This is a genomic window from Baekduia sp., assembly GCF_035318805.1.
Taxonomy (GTDB): domain Bacteria; phylum Actinomycetota; class Thermoleophilia; order Solirubrobacterales; family Solirubrobacteraceae; genus Baekduia.
In genome coordinates, this window is sequence record NZ_DATHDY010000118.1 from 35312 (window position 1) to 54003 (window position 18692).

Below are 18692 nucleotides of genomic sequence, written 5' to 3' on the forward strand. Positions count from 1 at the left end.
ACCGCGGCGAGCGCGGCCCGCTCCGCCCCTCGCCCCACCCGACCGGCCGCGTCGAAGGACGACTCACCCGGGGATATACCTGGTGAGTCGTCCCTCGATGGCCCCTGTGGTGCCCTGGCTAGGCGCCGGCGCGCGCCAGCGCGGGAGCGTCGGTGTACGTCTCGCCGCGCTCGGCCTTCTCGACCAGCGAGGCCGGCGGCTCGAAGCGCTCGCCGTAGGTGGCCGCGAGCTCGCGCGCGCGGGCGACGAAGCCCGCCACGCCGGTGTGGTGGGGGTGGGTGGGGTGGACGTATCCGTTGATGTACTGCAGCACGCCGCCGGTCCAGCCCGGGAACCCGATCCCGAAGATGGAGCCGATGTTGGCGTCGGCGACCGACTCGATGACGCCCTCGTCGAGGCACTTGACCGACTCCAGCGCCTCGGCGAAGAGCATGCGCTCCTCGAGGTCCTTCATCGAGATCGCCGACGGGTCGGCGACCGGCGGGAACGCCTCGCGCAGGCCGGCCCACAGCCCGCTGCGCTTGCCGTCGGCGTATTCGTAGAACCCGGCGCCACGCAGCTTGCCCGCGCGGCCCTCGGCGAGCATCCGGTCCACGACCTGCTCCGACGCGTGGCCGACCCAGGTCCCGCCCTCGGCCTCGACGGCCTCCTTGGTCGCCTTGCGGATCTTCGCCGCCAGCTCCATGTTGAGCTCGTCCATCAGCTGGAGCACCGGCGCCGGGTAGCCGGCCTGCGAGCTCGCCTGCTCGATCGTCGGCGCGGGCACGCCCTCCAGCAGCATCGCGATGCCCTCGTTGATGAACGTGCCGATGACGCGCGAGGTGAAGAACCCGCGCGAGTCGTTGACGACGATCGGCGTCTTCTTGATCTGCTTGGCCACGTCGAGCGCGCGGTACACCGTCGCGTCGCCGGTCTGCTCGCCCTTGATGATCTCCAGCAGCGGCATCTTGTCCACCGGGCTGAAGAAGTGCAGGCCGATGAAGTCGGCCGGGCGCGACACGCCCTCGGCCAGCTGCGTGATCGGCAGCGTCGAGGTGTTGGAGCCCAGCAGCGCGGGTGGGTGGGCCGTCGTCAGGAACGGCTCGATCTCGGCGAAGACCTGCGCCTTGACCTTCGGGTCCTCGAACACGGCCTCGATGACGAGGTCGGCGCCGGCCGCGTCGGCCGGGTCGGCCGTCGGGTGGATGAGGGCCAGCAGGGCGTCGCCCTTCTCCTGCGTGGACCGCCCGCGGGAGATCGCCTTGTCGACCAGGTCCTTGGAGTAGCCCTTGCCGCGGTCGGCGTTCTCCTGCGAGACGTCCTTGAGGACCACCTCGATGCCGGCCTTCGCGCAGACGTAGGCGATCGCGGCGCCCATCATGCCGGCGCCGAGGACGACGACCTTCTTGGAAACGAACGTCTCGACGTCGTCCGGCCGGCCGCGCTTGCCGTTGACCTGCTGGAGGTCGAAGAAGAACGCCTGGATCATGTTCTTGGCGACCTGGCCGGTCGCGAGGTCCACGAAGTAGCGGCCCTCGATCTCGATGGCCGTGTCGAAGTCGACCTGCGCCCCCTCGACCGCCGCGGCCATGATGTGGTGCGGCGCGGGGTAGTTGGCGCCCTTGAGCTGCTTGCGCAGGTTGGCCGGGAACGCCGGCAGGTTCTGCGCGAGCTTCGGGTCCGACGGCAGGCCGCCGGGCATCTTGTAGCCCTTGACGTCCCACGGCTGGACGGCCTCCGGATTCGCCGCGATCCACGCCTTGGCGGCGGGGATCAGGTCGTCACGCGTGGCGACGACCTCGTCGACCAGGCCCATCTCCTTGGCCTGCGCCGGGCGGACCTCCTGGCCCTGCAGCAGCAGCTGCATGAGCGCGTTGACGATGCCGAACATGCGCACGCTGCGCACGACGCCGCCGCCGCCGGGCAAGAGCCCCAACTTGACCTCGGGGAAGCCGAGCTTCGCCTTCGCGTCGTCGACGATCACGCGATGGTGCGTGGCGAGCGTGATCTCCAGCCCGCCGCCCAGCGCCGCGCCGTTGATCGCCGCGACGACCGGCTTGCCCAGCGTCTCCAGGCGCCGCAGCTGCGACTTGACGAGGCGGATGCCCTCGCCGAACTCCTCGGCCTGGTCCTTGGTGACGGCGAGCAGGTCGTTGAGGTCGCCCCCGGCGAAGAACGTCTTCTTGCCTGAGGTGATGACGACGCCCTTGATGTCGTCCTTCTCGGCCTCGAGGCGGTCGACCGTCGCGCCCATGGACGCGATGTACGCCGCGTTCATGGTGTTGGCGCCCTGGTTGGGGTCGTCGATCGTCAGGACGACGATCCCGTCGTCGCCCTTGTCGTAGCGGATGGTGGTGGACTCGGCCATGCTCAGATCGCCTCCACGACGGTCGCGATGCCCATGCCGCCGCCGACGCAGAGCGTGCAGAGGCCGTACTTGCCGCCGGTGCGGTGCAGCTCGTCGACGATCGTGCCGAGGATCATGCCGCCGGTCGCGCCGAGCGGATGGCCCATGGCGATCGCGCCGCCGTTGACGTTGACCTTCTCCATGTCCAACCCCATGTCCTTGACGAAGCGCAGCACGACGGCCGCGAACGCCTCGTTGATCTCGACGAGGTCGAGCTGGTCGGCGGTGATGCCGGCCTTCTCCAGCGCCTTCTTTGACGCGGGCGCCGGGCCGGTCAGCATGATCGTCGGGTCGGCGCCCGAGACCGCGGTCGCCATGATGCGGGCGCGTGGCGTGAGGCCGAGCGCCTCGCCCGTCTCCTCGTTGCCGATGGCGACCAGCGACGCGCCGTCCACGATGCCCGACGAGTTGCCCGGCGTGTGGACGTGCTCGATCTTCTCGATCCAGTGGTACTTCTGCAGCGCGACGGCGTCGAAGCCGCCCATCTCGCCCATCACGGCGAACGAGGGCTTGAGCTTGCCGAGCGTCGCGACCGTCGTGCCCTGGCGGATGAACTCGTCGTGGTCGAGCACGACGTGCTCGTTGAGGTCCTTGACCGGGACGACCGAGCTCGCGAAGCGGCCCTCGGCCTGCGCGACGGCTGCGCGCTCCTGCGAGCGGGCGGCGTAGGCGTCGACGTCGTCGCGCGTGAAGCCCTCCACGGTGGCGATGAGGTCGGCGCCGACGCCCTGCGGGATGAACGACGTGTCGTAGTTCGTCTCGGGGTCCATCGCCCACGCGCCGCCGTCGGAGCCCATCGGCACGCGCGACATCGACTCGACGCCGCCGGCGAAGACGAGGTCCTCCCAGCCCGAGGCGACCTTCTGCGCGGCGATGTTCACGGCCTCCAGGCCGGAGGCGCAGAAGCGGTTGAGCTGGACGCCGGCGACGGTGTCCGGAAGACCCGCCTTGATCGCGGCGGTCTTGGCGATGTCGGCGCCCTGGTCGCCGACCGGCGAGACCACGCCGAGGACGACGTCGTCGACCTTGTTGGGATCCATCCGCTCGTTGCGGATCAGCATCTCGTGCATCAGGCCGACGACGAGGTCGACCGGCTTGGTGCCGTGCAACGACCCGTTGCTCTTGCCCTTGCCTCGCGGGGTGCGAATCGCGTCGAACACCAGCGCTTCGGTACGTGCCATCGGTTTGTCTCCTCTGGGAAAGGTGGCGGAAAATGTAGCAAGAACATTCATGCGTGAACGCAAACTCGTGGATCGGGCTACGATGCGCCGTGCATGGCCGCCACCCCCACCAGCCGGCGCCGCACGCAGGCACAGCGCAGCGCCGCCACCCGCGAGGCGCTACTGGACGCGACACTGGCCTGCCTGGTCGAGGACGGCTTCTCGCGGACCACGACCACGCGCGTGTGCGAGCGCGCCGGCCTGTCGCGCGGCGCGCACCTGCACCACTTCCGCACCCGCAACGCCCTGGTCGCGGCCGCGATCGGCCACCTCGCCGAGCGCCGCAGCGAGGAGCTGCTCGCCGCCGCCGAGGAGCTGCCGGCGGGTCGCGAGCGCCTGGCCCAGGGACTGGACCTGGTGTGGAGCAGCTACGCCAACCCGCTCTTCCAGGCCGCGCTGGACCTCTGGACCCAGGCGCGGACCGACGCCGACCTGCGTGAGCTGCTCGTCGAGGTCGAGCGCCAGCTCGATCGCCAGACGCTCGAGCTGGCCCGGCGCCTGTTCCCGGATCTCGCCCCCCGCCCGGACTTCGACCGCCTGGTCGAGATGTCCATCGCGACGATCCGCGGCCTCGCCCTGCTCGACACGCTCCATCCCGGCGGCGCGCGCAACCGCAAGCAGTGGACCGACTGCCGCGCGCGGCTCGTCGCGCTCTTCGAGGCCGAGCCGGCGCCCGGCGGCCGGGAGCTGGACATCCGGTGATCATCGGCGACCCGCGTGAGAGCCGGCTGGGCGCTTGCCGAGCCTCCACCGGGACGTCGACGGCGCCCACCAGGCGCGCTCGCCGAGGAGCGTGAGCGTCGCGGGCACGACGACGAGGCGCACGAGCGTCGCGTCGAGCGCGATCGCGACCGCCGCGCCCAGCCCGATCTCGGCGATGACCGGCACGCCCGTCGCCGCGAAGCACGCGAAGACCACCACCATCACGAGCGCGGCGCCGGTGATCGTGCGCCCGCTGCCGGCGATGCCCTCGAGCACCGCCGACCGGGCGTCGTGGCCGGCGTCGTGCAGCTCGCGCACGCGGCTCAGCAGGAACACCTCGTAGTCCATCGACAACCCGAAGACGACGGCCAGGATGACGGGGATGGTCACCGTGTCGAGGTAGCCGGGACCGCTCCAGACGAAGACGGCGGTCAGCACGCCGAAGCTCGCGGCCACGCTGAGGACGTTGGCGGCGATGGCCTGCAGCGCGAGCGGCACCGAGCGCAGCATGACCAGCAGCAGCACGACGGTCGCCAGCAGCGTCCAGGCGACGATCTTCCACAGCGAGCCCGTGATGGCGTGGTTGAAGTCGACCTCGGCGGCCGTGTCGCCGCCGACGAGGCTGCCCCGCGGCAGCTGCGCCCGCAGGCGGTGCACGAGCGCCTTGGCCTGCGGCGAGTCGGCGTCGTGGCGCAGCGTGACGACGAGGAAGATGTACTTCTTGTCGGTCGTGCGCGTCCGCACGCCGGTCCGGACGATCTCGTCGTCGGCGCGCAGCAGCGCGACCGAGCGGTCGAGCGTGCTGGTCGGCACCAGCACCTTCAGCGGCGATCCGTCGCCGCGCCCGCGCACCTTCGCGGCCGCCTCGAAGCCCGTGCGCGTCTCGTTGCCCTCCGGGAACTGGCGCAGCGCGCCGTCGCCGGTCTTCAGCCCGAGCACCGGCGCGGCGAGCGCGAGCAGCACCAGGAGCGAGAGCACCAGCGCCGCCGCCGGCCGCGCCGTCACGCGCTGGGCCCAGCGGCGGAACCCGCCGCCGCCGCGTGGCGCGCCGAGCCGCCCGCCCACCACCGTCAGCAGCGCGGGCAGGAGCGTCACGCAGGCCAGCAGCGAGACGAGGACCACGATGATCGCTCCCAGCGCCATCGACCGGATCGCCGTCGTCGGCACCAGCAGCAGGCCCGCGAGCGCGACGACGACGGCCGCGCCGCTGAACACCACGGCGGTGCCGGACGTGGCCATCGCGGTGGCGCGCGCCTGCTCGGGCGTCGCGCCGTCGCGCAGCTCCTCGCGATAGCGGACCACGACGAAGAGCGAGTAGTCGACCGCCACGCCGAGCCCGATCATCGACGCCATGTTCGGCACGTAGAAGCTCATCAGCGTGTGGCGCGCCAGCAGCGCGATCAGCGCCGCGGTGAGCAGCACCGACACGCCGCCCATCGCCAGCGGGAGCGCCGCCGCGGCCAGCGAGCCGAAGACGCCGAGCAGGACGAGCAGCACGAGCGGGAAGCCGACGCGCTCGGCGTGGGCGAGGTCGTCCTTGGTCAGGTCGACCATCCCGGCCCACAGCGCGCCCTGGCCGACGAGGTGCACCTGGACGGCGCCGTAGCGCCCGCCGCCGTCGTCGCCGAGGTGCAGCCGGCGCCGCAGCTCGCGCGCGGTGTCGGGTGCGTGGAACGTGTCGACCGCGAGCGTGAGCGGCACGACGACCGGCCGGCCCGGCTTCGTGCGGGCCAGGTACACCCCGACCTGCCGGGCCGCGTCGTCCATCTCCACGCCGGGCGTCGCGTGCGCGGCCGCGCTCACGGCGGCCAGCGCGGACCGGTAGTCGGCCAGCGGCGTCCCGCGGTCGGCGACCAGCACCGCCCCCATGACGTTGGGCCGGAAGATCAATGGCACGGTCTGCTGCACCGCCGCGTCGGCACGGGCCGACTGCGAGCCGGGCACCTGGAACCCGCCGCCGGTCAGGTGGTCGGACTGCGTCAGCGCCAGCGGCACCGCGGCGGCGACCAGCGCCAGCCACGCCACCAGCACCACGGCGCGATGGCGCCCAACCCAGCGGTCGATCGCGACGACGACGCTGCTCGCTCGCATGCGCCCGACTAGCGACGGCACGGGACGCGGCCGTCGTACTTGACGACCTGCCCCGACTCATACGTCGCCTCGACGTGGTAGCTCCAGCGGTTGCCGGCGGGGCAGGACGTCGTGGCGATCCAGTCGCCGCGCCCCGACACCACGTGGAAGCTCTGCAGCCGCAGCGGGATGCCGGCGACGATCTGCAGCGAGCGCGGCACCACGGCGTGCAGCTTGTAGGCCCACTTGCCCGATCGGAGCCGGGCGATGTCGACCGGGATCGGCTTGGCGACGCGGGCCGGGTTGGTCAGGACGACGAACAAGTACATCTTCCGCGCGCCACCGTTGACGACCGTGATCCTCGGGTAGCTCGGCACCGTGTCGGCCAGGGCGCGCGCCGTGCCGTGGCCCATGATCGAGCCGCGCGGGCACGCGCTGAGGCCGCGGTGCTCCATCCCGCTCTGCGAGCAGGTCGGGAACTTCGCGCCGTTGTAGACGCCGCCGCGCGAGATCCACACGTCGACCGTCTTGGTGATCGGCGGGTCGTAGTCGAACGGGATGTCGACCGTGCCGCGAACGTCGACCACCACGCCTTGCGGGTGGCTCGGCGTGCCCGCCTTGTTCGGCGTGACCTTCACGACCGCCGAGATCTTGATCGGCACGACGCCCTGCGCGAGCGCCACGGCGGCGCCGACCAGCACGGCGCCGAAGGCGCCGAGGATCAGCAGGATCCGGAGCCGTCGGCGCGCAGGCATGCTGCTCAAACTAGGGCAGCACCAGCCCCACTGCAAACAGCACCATGTCTCAACCGGGGTCCGGCGCCGGCTCCACCGGCAGCCCGGCCGCCCGCCACGCCTGGAAGCCGCCGACGAGGTCGGTCGCTCTCGCGAAGCCCAGATCCTGCAGCGTCGCGGCGGCCAGGCTCGACTGGTAGCCCTCGTGGCACACGACGACGATCACGCGATCCAGGTCGGCCGACAGCTCGGGGTCGTGGTGGTCGGAGGTGGGATCGACGCGCCACTCCAGGACGTTGCGCGGGTGGACGCGGGCGCCGGGAATCGCGCCGTAGCGGGCGCGCTGGGCGTCCGGGCGTATGTCGACCAGCACGGCGCCCTCGCCGGCCACGGCGCGGGCGGCGGCCTGCGCATCGAGCCGGTCCAGCCGCGCGCGGGACTGCTCGAGCAGCTCGTGGATCGTCGTGCGGGTCGTGCGCGCCATGGATCCCATCATGCCCGCTGCACCACCCGGGTAGGCTCGAAGGCGATCCCCATGACCGCCGTCTCCAGCCCGGTCCCGCTCACATCGCTCTCCAGCGGCGCCGGCTGCGGCTGCAAGCTGGCCGCCGCCGACCTCCTGCCCATCGTCATGCGGCTGCCGGCGGCGACCGATCCCCGGCTGCTGGTGGGCACGCCGACCGGCGACGACGCCGCGGTGTTCCGCCTGACCGACGACCTCGCGCTCGTGCAGACCATCGACTTCTTCACGTCGCTGGTCGACGATCCCTACGACTTCGGCCGGATCGCCGCGGCCAACGCGCTGTCGGACGTCTACGCGATGGGAGGACGACCGATCACCGCGATGAACGTCGTCGCGTTCCCGCTCGAGCAGCTCGGCGGCGAGGTGCTCGGCGCGATCCTGCGCGGTGGCCTGGACGTCGTCACCGCGGCGGGCGCCTCGGTCGTCGGCGGCCACTCCATCAAGGACGACGAGCCCAAGTACGGGCTCGCGGTGACGGGGACGATCGATCCGCGCGCGATCGTCACCAACGCCGGTGGCCGGGCCGGCGACGTGCTGGTGCTGACCAAGCCGCTCGGCGTGGGCGCGATCGTCACGGCCGCCAAGCGCGGCGCCGCCGGGCCGGAGCTGGTGCGCGCCGCGGTCGACGTCATGGTCGAGCTCAACGCCGCCGCGTCCGAGGCGGCGCTGCGCGCCGGCGTCCGCGCGATGACCGACGTGACGGGCTTCGGCCTGCTCGGCCACCTGCACAACGTGGCGCGCGAGAGCGGCCTGGCCGCCGAGCTCGACGCCGGCGCCGTGCCGGCCATCGACGGCGTCGAGGCCCTCTTGGCCGACGCCGGCGCCGTGTCGGGCGGCAGCGCCCGCAACGCCGAGTGGGCCGCCACGTTCTCGACCGTCGCCGGCGGGGTCGCGCCCTGGCGCGCCCGCCTGATCACCGACGCGACGACGTCTGGCGGCCTGCTCGCCGCCGTCGACGCGGAGGCGGCCGCGACGATCCCCGGCGGCACCGTGGTCGGGCGGCTCGTCGAGGGCGCGCCTGGCACCATCACCGTGCGGTGATCGACATCGCCCTCTTGGAGCGGCCCGGGGCCGGTGCCCCGAACGGCCTTCAAAGCCGTTGGCGGCGCCTCGACCGCGCCGGGAAGGTTCGACTCCTTCGCCGCTCCGTCCCATGACCACGCCCGGCCCCCTCACGCTCGGCACGGCGGGCCACGTCGACCACGGCAAGACCGCCCTGGTCGCCGCGCTCACCGGCGTGGACACCGACCGGCTGCCCGAGGAGCGCGAGCGCGGCATCTCGATCGCACTCGGCTACGCGCCGCTGGCGCTGCCGTCGGGGCGCCGGATCTCGCTGGTCGACGTGCCCGGGCACGAGCGCTTCGTGCGCACGATGGTCGCCGGCGCGTCGGGGATCGACCTGTACCTCATGGTCGTGGCCGCCGACGACGGCGTCATGCCGCAGACCGTGGAGCACGCGGCGGTGCTGGAGGCGCTCGGCGTGCGCGAGGGGGTCGTGTCGGTGACCAAGGCCGACGTCGCCGACCCCGCGCGGGCGATCGCGGAGGTCCGGGAGCTGCTGCCGGGGGCCGGCGCGGTGGTCGCCTGCTCGGCGGTGACCGGCGCAGGCGTGACCGACGTCGCGGCCGCGCTGGAGCGCGTGGCCGCGGGCGTCCCGAGCCGCGCGGGCCGCGACGGCGAGGCCCTGCTGCACGTGGACCGCGCCTTCACCGTGGTGGGGATCGGGACCGTCGTCACCGGGACGCTGTGGGCGGGGACGCTGCACGGCGGCGACGCGCTGGCCCTGCTGCCCGGCGATCGCGAGGTTCGCGTGCGCGGCCTGCAGGTGCATGACGAGCCGGTGCACGAGGCGCGCGCCGGTCAGCGCGTCGCGGTGAACCTCGCAGGCGTGCGCGCGCGAGACGTCGAGCGCGGCGACGCGCTGACCGTGCCGGGAGCGCTGGCCGAGACGTCGGTGCTGGACTGCACGCTCCAGCTGCGCGGCGCGCGCCACGGCGAGCGCGTGCAGATCCACCACGGCACCCGCGACGCCGCCGGCCGCTTGGCCGATCTCGGCGACGGCCTCTGGCAGCTGCGGCTGGAGCGCCCGCTGCTCGCCGCGGCCGGCGACCGCGTCGTCGTTCGCCGCCTGTCGCCCCCGGACACGCTCGGCGGCGGCACCGTCCTCGACGCCGCGGCGCACCGGCACGGGCGACGGCTCGAGGCGCTGGAGCGGCTGCGGGCGCGCCGGGACGGACGCCCGGTCGCGGGTGGGGGACAGTCCCTCACTGCCGAGGTCGATCGACGGTCCGCCACCGCAAAGCGAGGGGGACTGTCCCCCACCAGATCGGAGGGGGGACTGTCCCCCACCCGATCGGAGGGGGGACTGTCCCCCTCGTCGTCCGCCGCTCTGCTCGATCGGGCCGAGGCGCGGCTGCGCGCGGCGGGGATCGGGCTGCTCAGCGAGGCGCAGCTCGGCGACGACGCCGCGGCGCTGCCGGCGCTGCGCGCGGGCGGCAGGGCGGTCCGGGTCAGCGGTCAGCTCTACGCCCACGCGGAGGTCGCCGCCGACGTGCGGGCGAGGATCGTCGCGCTGCTGGCGGCCCACGGCTCCGTCTCGCTCGCCGAGGTCCGGGACGCGCTGGCGACTTCGCGCAAGCCCGCGCAGGCCTTCCTCGAGCACCTGGACGCCGAGCGCGTCACGCGCCGGATGCCCGACGACCGGCGCGTGCTCCGCACGCGGCGCGACGCAAGGACACCAACATGACCGACGCGCCCGATCCCGCCGTCCGCGAGCGCCTGCGCGCGCTGCCGGCCGTCGACCAGCTCGCGGCCGCAGTGACCGGCCCCGCCGCTACGCCGGTCGAGGCCACCGCCGCGGCCCGCGCCGTCCTCGACGCCCGCCGCGACGAGCTGCTCGCCGGCGCCGACGGTCCCGAGCCCGATCTCGTGGCGCGCGCCCGCGCCCACCTGCGCCCGTCGCTGCGCCGCGTCCTCAACGGCACGGGTGTCGTCATCCACACCAACTTGGGTCGCGCGCCCCTCGCCGGCGCCGCCGCCGACGCCGTGGCCGACGCTGCGCACGGCTACATGAACCTCGAGCTCGACCTCGCCACCGGCCGGCGCGGCGCACGCGACGCCCACGTCGCGCAGCTGCTCGTCGAGCTCACCGGTGCACAGGACGCGATGGTCGTCAACAACGGCGCCGCCGCGACCCTCCTCGCCGCCGCCGCCCTGGCCGGCCCGGGCCGGTCGATCGTCGTCTCGCGCGGGCAGCTCGTCGAGATCGGCGGCGGCTTCCGCGTACCGGACGTCGTCGCACAGGCGGGCGCGCAGCTCGTCGAGGTCGGGACGACCAACCGCACCCGCGCCGCCGACTTCCGCGCCGCCCTGGACGCGGGCGCCGACGTCGTCCTGCGCGTCCATCAGTCCAACTTCCGCACCGTCGGCTTCGTCGAGGACGTCCCGATCGCCGAGCTGACCGCCCTCGGCGCGCCGGTCATCGACGACCTCGGCTCCGGCGTCCTGGCCGGCGGCCTCGACGACGTCCTCGCCGACGAGCCGCCCGTCCGCACCTCGGTCGCCGCCGGCGCCGCGCTGGTCTGCTTCAGCGGCGACAAGCTCCTCGGCGGCCCGCAGGCCGGGATCCTCGTCGGCACGCGTGAGGCCATCACGACCTGCCGCCGCCATCCCCTCGCACGCGCGCTGCGCGTCGGCCGGCTCCCGCTGGCCGCCCTGGCCGCGACGCTCGCGCTCTACCGCGACCCCGAACGGGCCCGCGCGGACATCCCCGTCCTCGCGATGCTCACCGCCGCACCCGACGCGCTCCTCGCGCGCGCCCGGCAGCTGGCCGGCGCGACCGGCGGCGACGTCGTCGACGCCGTGGCCCGCGCCGGCGGTGGCGCGCTGCCGCTGCTGGAGCTCCACGGCCCCGCCGTGGCCGTCGGGCCCGACGGCGCCGGGGCCCACGACCTCGCGGCGCGGCTGCGCGCCCACGATCCGCCGCTGCTGGCGCGCATCACCGACGGCCGCGTGACCGTCGACCCCCGCACGCTGCACGGCGACGGCGAGCTGGAGCAGGCCGCCGCGGCGATCAGCGCCGCGCTGTCGGGCTCCTGACGGCGCGAAAGATCTCATCCCGCCCACAGCTGCGGTTGATCACAGGTTCAGGTTCGCGACTGATCATCGATGCGTGCAGCACGAGCTCACCATCCAGCAGGCGCGAGAGATCGCCCACCTGCGCCGGAACCATCCCGGTGCCGAGCTGCGTGCCCACCAGAAGCCGTGGGGCGTCATCGTCGAGGTGCGCCACCACGGGCACACCGTCGCGCTCGAGCGGTTCGACTGGACCGGGGCGGCCGTGCCCGACCGCCCCATCCAGCTCGCCGCCTGAGCGCGGGTGAGTCACCGGTGCTGCACGACCGGCATCTCGAGATCGGGCTCGTACCGGGTCGCCCGTGCGCGGGCCATGCGGGCGACGGCTTCGTCGTCCTGCGCCGAGGACCGGCCGGACCGGACCCAGGCGAAGCGGAAGCAGAGGGCGGCCGCCATGAAGCACACGCTGGCGGCGTGCTCGGTCCACGGGCCGGTGCGGCGCCGCGCGAAGCGCAGCGCCAGGCCGCCGCGGGCCAGCCACTTGGCGCGCTTGAACCAGCCGGCGCCGGCGCCCTCCTCCAGCACGGACGCGAGCCGCCCCAAGTGATGGTGGTTGATCTCCGACAGCAGCAGCTCCGCCGCCATGGCGCCGCTCTCGACGCGCCCGAGCGCCACGGGCGTCGGATGCCCCACGGGCGTCCCGTCGGCGACGAGCACCAGGCGCGTCGCGGCCGCTCCGGTCAGCGTGGCCGTCGCGACGAAGATCGGGCCGAGCGACAGCCGGCTGCGCGCCCAGACCGGCACGGCGGTCGAGGCCAGCAGCACGCCGGTGTAGGACCCCAGGTAGCCGCCGACGACCGCGGTGCCGCAGCCCAGCCGGCGGGCGACCTTGTCGCGTCCGAGCAGGTCGGCGGCGACCGCCGCGGAGCTCAGGCCGCCGAAGACCGTCAGGCACCACGAGCCCATCGACATCGGCGAGCGCGGCTTGAAGATGCGCAGCATGTTGGAGAAGCGCTCGGGCCGGCCCAGGTCCATGATCAGCAGCGGCGGCGAGGGCGCCAGCGCGCCGAGCGCGACCATCCGCGCCACGCGGGCGGAGCGGTGGTCGCCCGCCAGATCGCAGGCGAAGCCGACGAACGACGCGCCCGCGGCCATGCCGCCGAACCAGAAGTAGAGCGGGACCTCCCACGTCCACACCGGCGGCTTCATCATCGGCCCCTGGACGACGGCGGGCGGCTCGCCGCGCCGCGCGCGCCGGTTGGCGCCGGCGATGCGCTCGGGGTCGGGCATCTCGGGCGACGCGTAGCCCGAGTCGCGCCGGAAGATGTTCGACCACCGCGCGTCGCGCCAGCCGCGCTGATGCAGCCCGACGGCGGCGCCGGCGACCGCGCGCTTCCATGACGCGGGTCCGCCGGGCGTGCCGACTGCGGGCGTCATGTCGCGGTGCTCGGAGTGGGCGACCGCCGAGCGCTCGCGCTCCTGGGCCCGCGACTCCTCCATGCGGCGGGCGTCGCCTTCGCGCGCGGTCATGAAGCCCGCCGCGCCTGCCCGCGGGCGCGGAGGTCCCGCACGACCTCGAAGGCCCCCGACCCGGCGGCCAGCAGCGTCAGCGCGCCGACGCCCTGGGCCTGCCGCGGCACCTTGAAGGCCAGCGCGACGCCGGCCGCCGCGGCCAGCCCGGCGCCGACGGCCGCCAGCGTCGCCGGCACGACGTTCTCCTGGATCGGCGAGTCGGCCTCGGCCGGCAGCCCGTAGCGCTCGGGCGGCTCGGTGAGCAGGAAGAAGGCGCCGAGGCCGCCGGCGATCTCGTCGCCGGGCGCGTCGCCGGCGCCGTAGAGGTAGGCGCCGGCGAGGCCGCGATCCTGCAGCGTGACCACGCGGCGCTGCGCGGTGTCGACCAGCTCGTCGTAGGGCCCGAACTGGATCGAGTCGGTGGGGCAGGCCTTCGCGCAGGCGGGCTCCAAACCGTCCTCGAGGCGGTCGTAGCAGAGGGTGCACTTGGCGGCCCGGCCATCCTCGGGCGAGCGGTCGACCACGCCGAACGGGCAGGCCGGGATGCAGTAGCCGCAGCCGTTGCAGACGTCGGGCTGCAGCACGACGGTCTCGAACTCGGTGCGGATCAGCGCGCCGGTCGGGCACGCGTCCATGCACCCCGCGTTGGTGCAGTGCTTGCAGACGTCCGACATGAAGACCCAGCGGTCCATGTCGGCGACGGCGGCCGCGACGTCCACCTCCCCGCGCTGCTGCGCCATCTCCACGAGGTCGGGGATCTCGCTCTCGGTGACCCCCGCGCCGGCGTCGGCCAGCGCCGCCGCCGGGATGTGCGGGACCGAGCCGCCCCCTCCGAGGGCCAGCGCGGCCGCGGCCTCCTCGCGCTGGATCTCCGACGGCTCCAGCAGCTCCACGAACCGCACGTGGCGCCACGTGGACGCGCCGAGCGACGCCGTGTGGTCATACGAGCCGCCGCGCCGGAACGACGCGCCGTCGGACGGCAGGTCGTTCCACTGCTTGCACGCCACCTCGCAGGCCTTGCAGCCGATGCACACCGTCGTGTCGGTGAAGAAGCCCATCCGCTGGGCGCCGTCGCGGTGGATGGAGATCTCGGTGGGCGCCGCGTGCGGGATGACGTCGATCACGGGGTGTGCCTGGTCCGGAGCATCGGCAGCTCGGCCGGATGCTCCTCGTTGGTGGCGACATGCCCGTGCGGCGCATTCGTCACGCGCGAGGTCGCCGGGCTGGTGCGGCGGCCGGCGCGCACGTTGCACGTCAGCGCCTTCGTCGTCTCGATCGTGGTGTTCGGGTCGCCGGACAGGTGGAGCAGGTCGTTGGCGCTGTCGCCCTGGTTGAGGCCGGAGAAGCCCCAGTGCCACGGCAGGGCGATCTGGTGGATGGTGCGGTCGCCGAGGCGCAGCGGGCGCATGCGCTCGGTCACCTTCGCGCGCGCCTCGATCTCGCCGCGCGCGGTCTCGACCACCATCCACCCGCCGTCCTGGATCCCGTGCTGGGCCGCCAGCATCGGGTCGAGCTCGGCGAACATCTCCGGCTGCAGCTCGTTGAGCCATGGCAGGTTGCGGCTCATCCCGCCGACGGTGTGATGCTCGGTGAGCCGGAACGTCGTCATCACGACGGGCCACCGCGGGTCCTCGGAGACGTTGACGGGGTTGTCGGGCCGGTCCCAGCGGATCGCGACCGGGTTGGCCGCCACCGCCGGGTAGAGCAGGTTCGGCATCGGCGACTCGATCGGCTCGTAGTGCGTGGGCATCGGCCCGTCGAGCAGGCCCGACGGCGAGAACAGCCACGCGCGCCCGTCGCCCATCATCATGAAGGGCTCGTCGCCGGAGATCGCGTCCATGCCCTTGGCGTCGTCGGCCGCCTGGTAGTCGGGGCGCTTGTCGACCGGGAAGTCGGGCACGTCGTAGCCCGTCCACCTGCCCGTCTCCTCGTCCCACCAGATGTACTTCTTGCGCTCGCTCCACGGCCGGCCCTGCGGGTCGGCCGACGCGCGGTTGTAGAGGATGCGGCGGTTGGCCGGCCAGGCCCAGCCCCACTCCGGCGAGACCCAGCCGCCCTCGGCGTCGATGTCGCCGGGGTCGCGCCGGCGGGCCTGGTTGGTGCCGTTGGCGTAGACGCCGCTGTAGATCCAGCAGCCGCACGCGGTCGAGCCGTCGTTCTTCAGCTGGGCGAAGCCCGGCACCGGCGCGCCGGTGGCCACGTCGTAGCCGTTGATCTCGCGCAGGACGTCCAGCGCCTGCGGCTCGCGCTCGGGCCCGTGCTCGGCGTAGTCCCAGTTGAGGTTGACGATCGGCCAGTCCTTGGGGTCCTCGGAGCCGGCGTAGTGCGCCTTGACCCGCTTGGTCAGGTGGTGCATGAACCACAGCTCGCTGCGCGCGTCGTCCGGCGCGTCGATCGCCTTGTCGCGCCACTGCACCATGCGCTGGGTCTGGGTGAACGACCCCTCCTTCTCCACGTGCGTCGCGCCGGGCATGAGGAACACCTCGGTCTGGATGTCCTCGGTGCGCACCTCGCCGGAGGCGATCTCCGGCGCATCGCGCCAGAAGGTCGCCGTCTCGATCTCGTTGAAGTCGCGCACGACCAACCACTTCATGTTGCGCAGTCCGCGGCGCATGAGGCCGCCGTTCTGCGACCCGATCGCGGGGTTCTGCCCCATCGCGAACAGCCCGTCGAGGCCGCCGTCGACCGCACGCATCATGGTCGGGAAGTGCGCGTGGTTGCCGGTGATCTTCGGCAGGTGCCCGAACCCGAAGTCGTTCTCCGGGGTGGCGGCGTCGCCGAACCACGCCTTCAGCAGCGAGATGATGTACTTGTCGAAGTTCGACCACCAGCCCTTGTCGGCGCCGCCCGACTTGATGTAGGCCTCGAGGGTGAGCTCCTCCTCCCGCGCACGCGGCATGTGGAGATAGCCGGGCAGCAGGTCGTACAGCGTCGGGATGTCGCTGGAGCCCTGGATCGTCGCGTGGCCGCGCATCGCCATGATGCCGCCGCCCGGGCGCCCGATGTTGCCCAGCAGGAGCTGCAGGATCGCGCCGGTGCGGATGATCTGCACGCCGATCGACTGCTGCGTCCAGCCGACGGCGTAGCAGAGCGCCGTCGTGCGCTCGCGCCCCGAGTTGTCGATGAGCGTCTGGGCGACCTCGTGGAACTGCTGCTCGGGGATGCCGCAGATCTCCGACACCATCGCGGGGGTGTAGCGGGCGTAGTGCTTGCGCAGCAGCTGGAAGACGCAGCGCTCGTGCTGCAGCGTGTCGTCGCGCCGGACCGCGCCCTCGAGCATGCCGGCACCCGTGTGCTCGTCGAAGGCCTGGGTCGCGTGCTCGCGCATGCCGGCGGCCGAGGCGACCTCGCCGCCCTCGTACATCCACGTGCTGCGGTCGTACGTGCGGGTCTCGGGGTCGAAGCCGGAGAAGACGCCGCCGAGGTCCTCGGTGTCGGCGAACTTCTCGTTGATGATCGTCGAGGCGTTCGTGTAGTGGAGGACGTACTCCTTGAAGTACGACTCGGTCTCCAGCACGTGCCGGATGATGCCGCCGAGGAACGCGATGTCGGTGCCCGCCCGGATCGGGACGTGCACGTCGGCCGACGCGCCCGTGCGCCCGAACCGCGGATCGACGTGGATCACCTTGGCGCCGCGCTCACGGGCGCGCATGACCCAGCGGAACCCGACGGGATGCGCCTCGGCCATGTTGGAGCCCTGGATGAGGACGCAGTCGGCGTTCTGCAGGTCCTGCTGGAAGCCGGTGGCGCCTCCGCGCCCGAACGAGGTCCCCAGACCGGGGACCGTGCTCGAGTGTCATATTCGGGCCTGGTTCTCGATCTGCACGGCGCCCATCGCCGTGAAGGACTTGCGGATGAGGTAGTTCTCCTCGTTGTCCAGCGTGGCGCCGCCGAGGTGGGCGAACCCGAGCGTGCGGTCGACGCGCTTGCCGTGCTCGTCCTCGGTCTGCCAGCCGTTCTCGCGGGCGGCGATGACGCGCTCCGCGATCATGTCCATCGCCGACTCGAGGTCGAGGTCCTCCCACTCCGTGCCGCCGGGGCGCCGGTAGCGGACCTTCGTGATGCGCCCGGGCTGCTGGACGAGCTGGCGCGACGCCGAGCCCTTGGGGCACAGCGTCCCCTGGTTGACCGGCGAGCGCGGGTGGCCCTCGATGTCGACGAGCTCGCCGTCGCGCGTGTAGACGACCTGGGCGCAGCCGACCGCGCAGTACGGGCAGACCGACTCGGTGGTCTGCAGCCCCGCGACGCGCGCGCCGGCGTTCTTGGTCTTGCGTGACACGGCGTAGCCGCCCATCCCCCAGTCGGCCGCGCGGCCGACCACCGGCAGGTCGCGGAGCATCTGGAAGGGCTTGGGACGGGCCACCTCCGTCCATCATTCCACCGGTCGACGGGTTTCCAATCACGATCTCGCGCCGTGCGCGCGACTGTACCGTCCAGACGGTATAGTGTGGGACATGCCTTCCGCGATCCTCCTCTCCCTCGCGATCCTCTCCGAGGTCGCCGCCACCGTCGCTCTACGGATGTCGCACGGCTTCAGCCGACCCATACCGGTCCTCGTGGTCGTCGTCGGCTACGGCCTGTCGTTCTGGCTCATGGCCCTCGTGCTGAAGGACATCCCCGTCGCGCTGACCTACGCGATCTGGTCGGGCGTCGGCACCGCCCTGATCGCCGTCGCCGGAGTCACGTTCTTCGACGAGTCGATGAACGTCTTCAAGGTGCTCAGCCTCGGGCTGATCGTCCTCGGCGTCGCCGGCCTCAGCGCCTCCGGCGGAGGCGCGCACTGATGGCAAGCCGTGCCGCGGGCGAGACCCGCGACCGCCTGCTGGACGCCGCCGCGCGCCTGCTCCTCCGCGACCCGTCGAAGCTCACGCTCGACGCGGTCGCCGAGGAGGCCGGCACCTCCAAGGGCGGCCTGCTCTACCACTTCCCGTCCAAGGCCCAGCTGCTCGACGCCGTCGTCGACCGCTGGGAGGCGAGCTTCCAGGACCAGATCGACGCGGCCGCCGACGACACCCCCGGCGGGTGGGTCCGCGCCTACGCCGACGTCAGCGCCCTCGACGGCGAGGACGAGCACGCGCGGGAGATCGACAGCGGCATCCTCGCCGTCCTCGCCCTGCAGCCCGAGCGTCTCGAGGCCGTGCGCGCCCGGTACGAGCGCTGGCAGGAGCGGATCGCCGACGACGGGATCGACGCCGTCGACGCCACCGTCGTGCGCCTCGCCGCCGACGGCCTGTGGTTCTCGGAGCTGATGGGCCTCGCACCGCCGCGCGGGGAGCTGCGCACGCAGGTCGTCGAGCGCCTGCGCGCGCTCACGCGCGACGTGCGCTGAGGCACCCACATCGGCGGTCGCCCGACAACTCGGGATGACCTCGGCCCGCTCGCGGGCTAAGGTTGCGCGTTGGCGCGCGCGAACCGGGCGCCGACCCCGACCCCCGAACCCCTCCCCAGGCTCTCCCCAGCCGCCCCTTTTT

General features: G+C 73.2%; 15 protein-coding genes and 1 tRNA gene. 8 read left to right on the forward strand and 8 right to left on the reverse strand.

The window, feature by feature from the left end; genetic code table 11:
• Positions 1–118: 118 nt before the first annotated feature.
• Positions 119–2347 (reverse strand): 3-hydroxyacyl-CoA dehydrogenase NAD-binding domain-containing protein, encoded by a 2229-nt coding sequence (locus tag VK501_RS24060; RefSeq protein WP_324342035.1) that lies wholly within the window; start codon positions 2345–2347, stop codon positions 119–121.
• A gap of 2 nt (positions 2348–2349) precedes the next feature.
• Entirely contained in the window at positions 2350–3567 is a 1218-nt protein-coding gene (locus VK501_RS24065) for an acetyl-CoA C-acetyltransferase (RefSeq protein ID WP_324342037.1), read from the reverse strand.
• 93 nt (positions 3568–3660) lie between these two features.
• On the opposite strand from VK501_RS24065, the gene VK501_RS24070 reads away from it, so the two are divergent.
• A complete protein-coding gene (locus tag VK501_RS24070; RefSeq protein ID WP_324342038.1) occupies positions 3661–4308 on the forward strand; it encodes a TetR/AcrR family transcriptional regulator in 648 nt (215 codons plus the stop codon).
• Here VK501_RS24070 and VK501_RS24075 read toward each other — a convergent pair whose 3' ends face one another.
• From VK501_RS24075 to VK501_RS24085, 3 genes are read right to left on the reverse strand one after another with little or no spacing between them, the layout of a single operon-like run.
• Positions 4309–6399 carry an MMPL family transporter gene (locus VK501_RS24075; RefSeq protein WP_324342040.1) on the reverse strand — a complete coding sequence of 697 codons (2091 nt, stop codon included), beginning with the start codon at positions 6397–6399 and terminating at the stop codon, positions 4309–4311.
• Positions 6400–6407: 8 nt separating this feature from the next.
• A complete protein-coding gene (locus VK501_RS24080) occupies positions 6408–7133 on the reverse strand; it encodes a hypothetical protein (RefSeq protein WP_324342042.1) in 726 nt (241 codons plus the stop codon).
• 49 nt (positions 7134–7182) lie between these two features.
• Positions 7183–7596, reverse strand: a complete 414-nt coding sequence (locus VK501_RS24085; RefSeq protein ID WP_324342044.1) for a rhodanese-like domain-containing protein — start codon at positions 7594–7596, stop codon at positions 7183–7185.
• 51 nt (positions 7597–7647) lie between these two features.
• Here VK501_RS24085 and selD point away from each other — a divergent pair, with 51 nt between their 5' ends.
• The 5 genes from selD to VK501_RS24110 all read left to right on the forward strand — a co-directional run bounded on the left by selD (position 7648) and on the right by VK501_RS24110 (position 12007).
• Positions 7648–8676 (forward strand): selenide, water dikinase SelD, encoded by a 1029-nt coding sequence (gene selD, locus VK501_RS24090; RefSeq protein ID WP_324342046.1) that lies wholly within the window; start codon positions 7648–7650, stop codon positions 8674–8676.
• Positions 8677–8692: 16 nt separating this feature from the next.
• Positions 8693–8789: transfer RNA gene (locus tag VK501_RS24095), tRNA-Sec, on the forward strand.
• Positions 8789–10381, forward strand: a complete 1593-nt coding sequence (gene selB, locus VK501_RS24100) for a selenocysteine-specific translation elongation factor (RefSeq protein WP_324342049.1) — start codon at positions 8789–8791, stop codon at positions 10379–10381. The genes VK501_RS24095 and selB overlap by 1 nt, the downstream gene beginning before the upstream one ends.
• Entirely contained in the window at positions 10378–11733 is a 1356-nt protein-coding gene (selA, locus tag VK501_RS24105; RefSeq protein ID WP_324342051.1) for an L-seryl-tRNA(Sec) selenium transferase, read from the forward strand. The genes selB and selA overlap by 4 nt, the downstream gene beginning before the upstream one ends.
• Positions 11734–11806: 73 nt before the next feature.
• Positions 11807–12007 carry a hypothetical protein gene (locus VK501_RS24110; protein WP_324342053.1) on the forward strand — a complete coding sequence of 67 codons (201 nt, stop codon included), beginning with the start codon at positions 11807–11809 and terminating at the stop codon, positions 12005–12007.
• Positions 12008–12018: 11 nt separating this feature from the next.
• Here the strand turns inward: VK501_RS24110 and nrfD are convergent, their stop codons facing one another.
• Genes nrfD through fdh form a run of 3 tightly spaced genes read right to left on the reverse strand, consistent with a single transcriptional unit; the run spans position 12019 to position 17560 of the window.
• Positions 12019–13239 (reverse strand): NrfD/PsrC family molybdoenzyme membrane anchor subunit, encoded by a 1221-nt coding sequence (gene nrfD / locus VK501_RS24115; protein WP_324342055.1) that lies wholly within the window; start codon positions 13237–13239, stop codon positions 12019–12021.
• Positions 13236–14345 (reverse strand): 4Fe-4S dicluster domain-containing protein, encoded by a 1110-nt coding sequence (locus VK501_RS24120; protein ID WP_324342057.1) that lies wholly within the window; start codon positions 14343–14345, stop codon positions 13236–13238. Before VK501_RS24120 ends, nrfD begins: the two co-directional genes overlap by 4 nt.
• The gene (gene fdh, locus VK501_RS24125; RefSeq protein ID WP_414641200.1) at positions 14342–17560 is read right to left on the reverse strand and encodes a formate dehydrogenase; all 3219 of its coding nucleotides are present in this window, start codon (positions 17558–17560) and stop codon (positions 14342–14344) included. The genes VK501_RS24120 and fdh overlap by 4 nt, the downstream gene beginning before the upstream one ends.
• A gap of 115 nt (positions 17561–17675) precedes the next feature.
• On the opposite strand from fdh, the gene VK501_RS24130 reads away from it, so the two are divergent.
• Positions 17676–18005: a multidrug efflux SMR transporter gene (locus VK501_RS24130; protein WP_324342059.1), complete on the forward strand. Its 330-nt coding sequence runs from the start codon at positions 17676–17678 to the stop codon at positions 18003–18005.
• Entirely contained in the window at positions 18005–18550 is a 546-nt protein-coding gene (locus VK501_RS24135) for a TetR/AcrR family transcriptional regulator (RefSeq protein ID WP_324342061.1), read from the forward strand. The genes VK501_RS24130 and VK501_RS24135 overlap by 1 nt, the downstream gene beginning before the upstream one ends.
• The last annotated feature ends 142 nt before the right edge of the window (positions 18551–18692 follow it).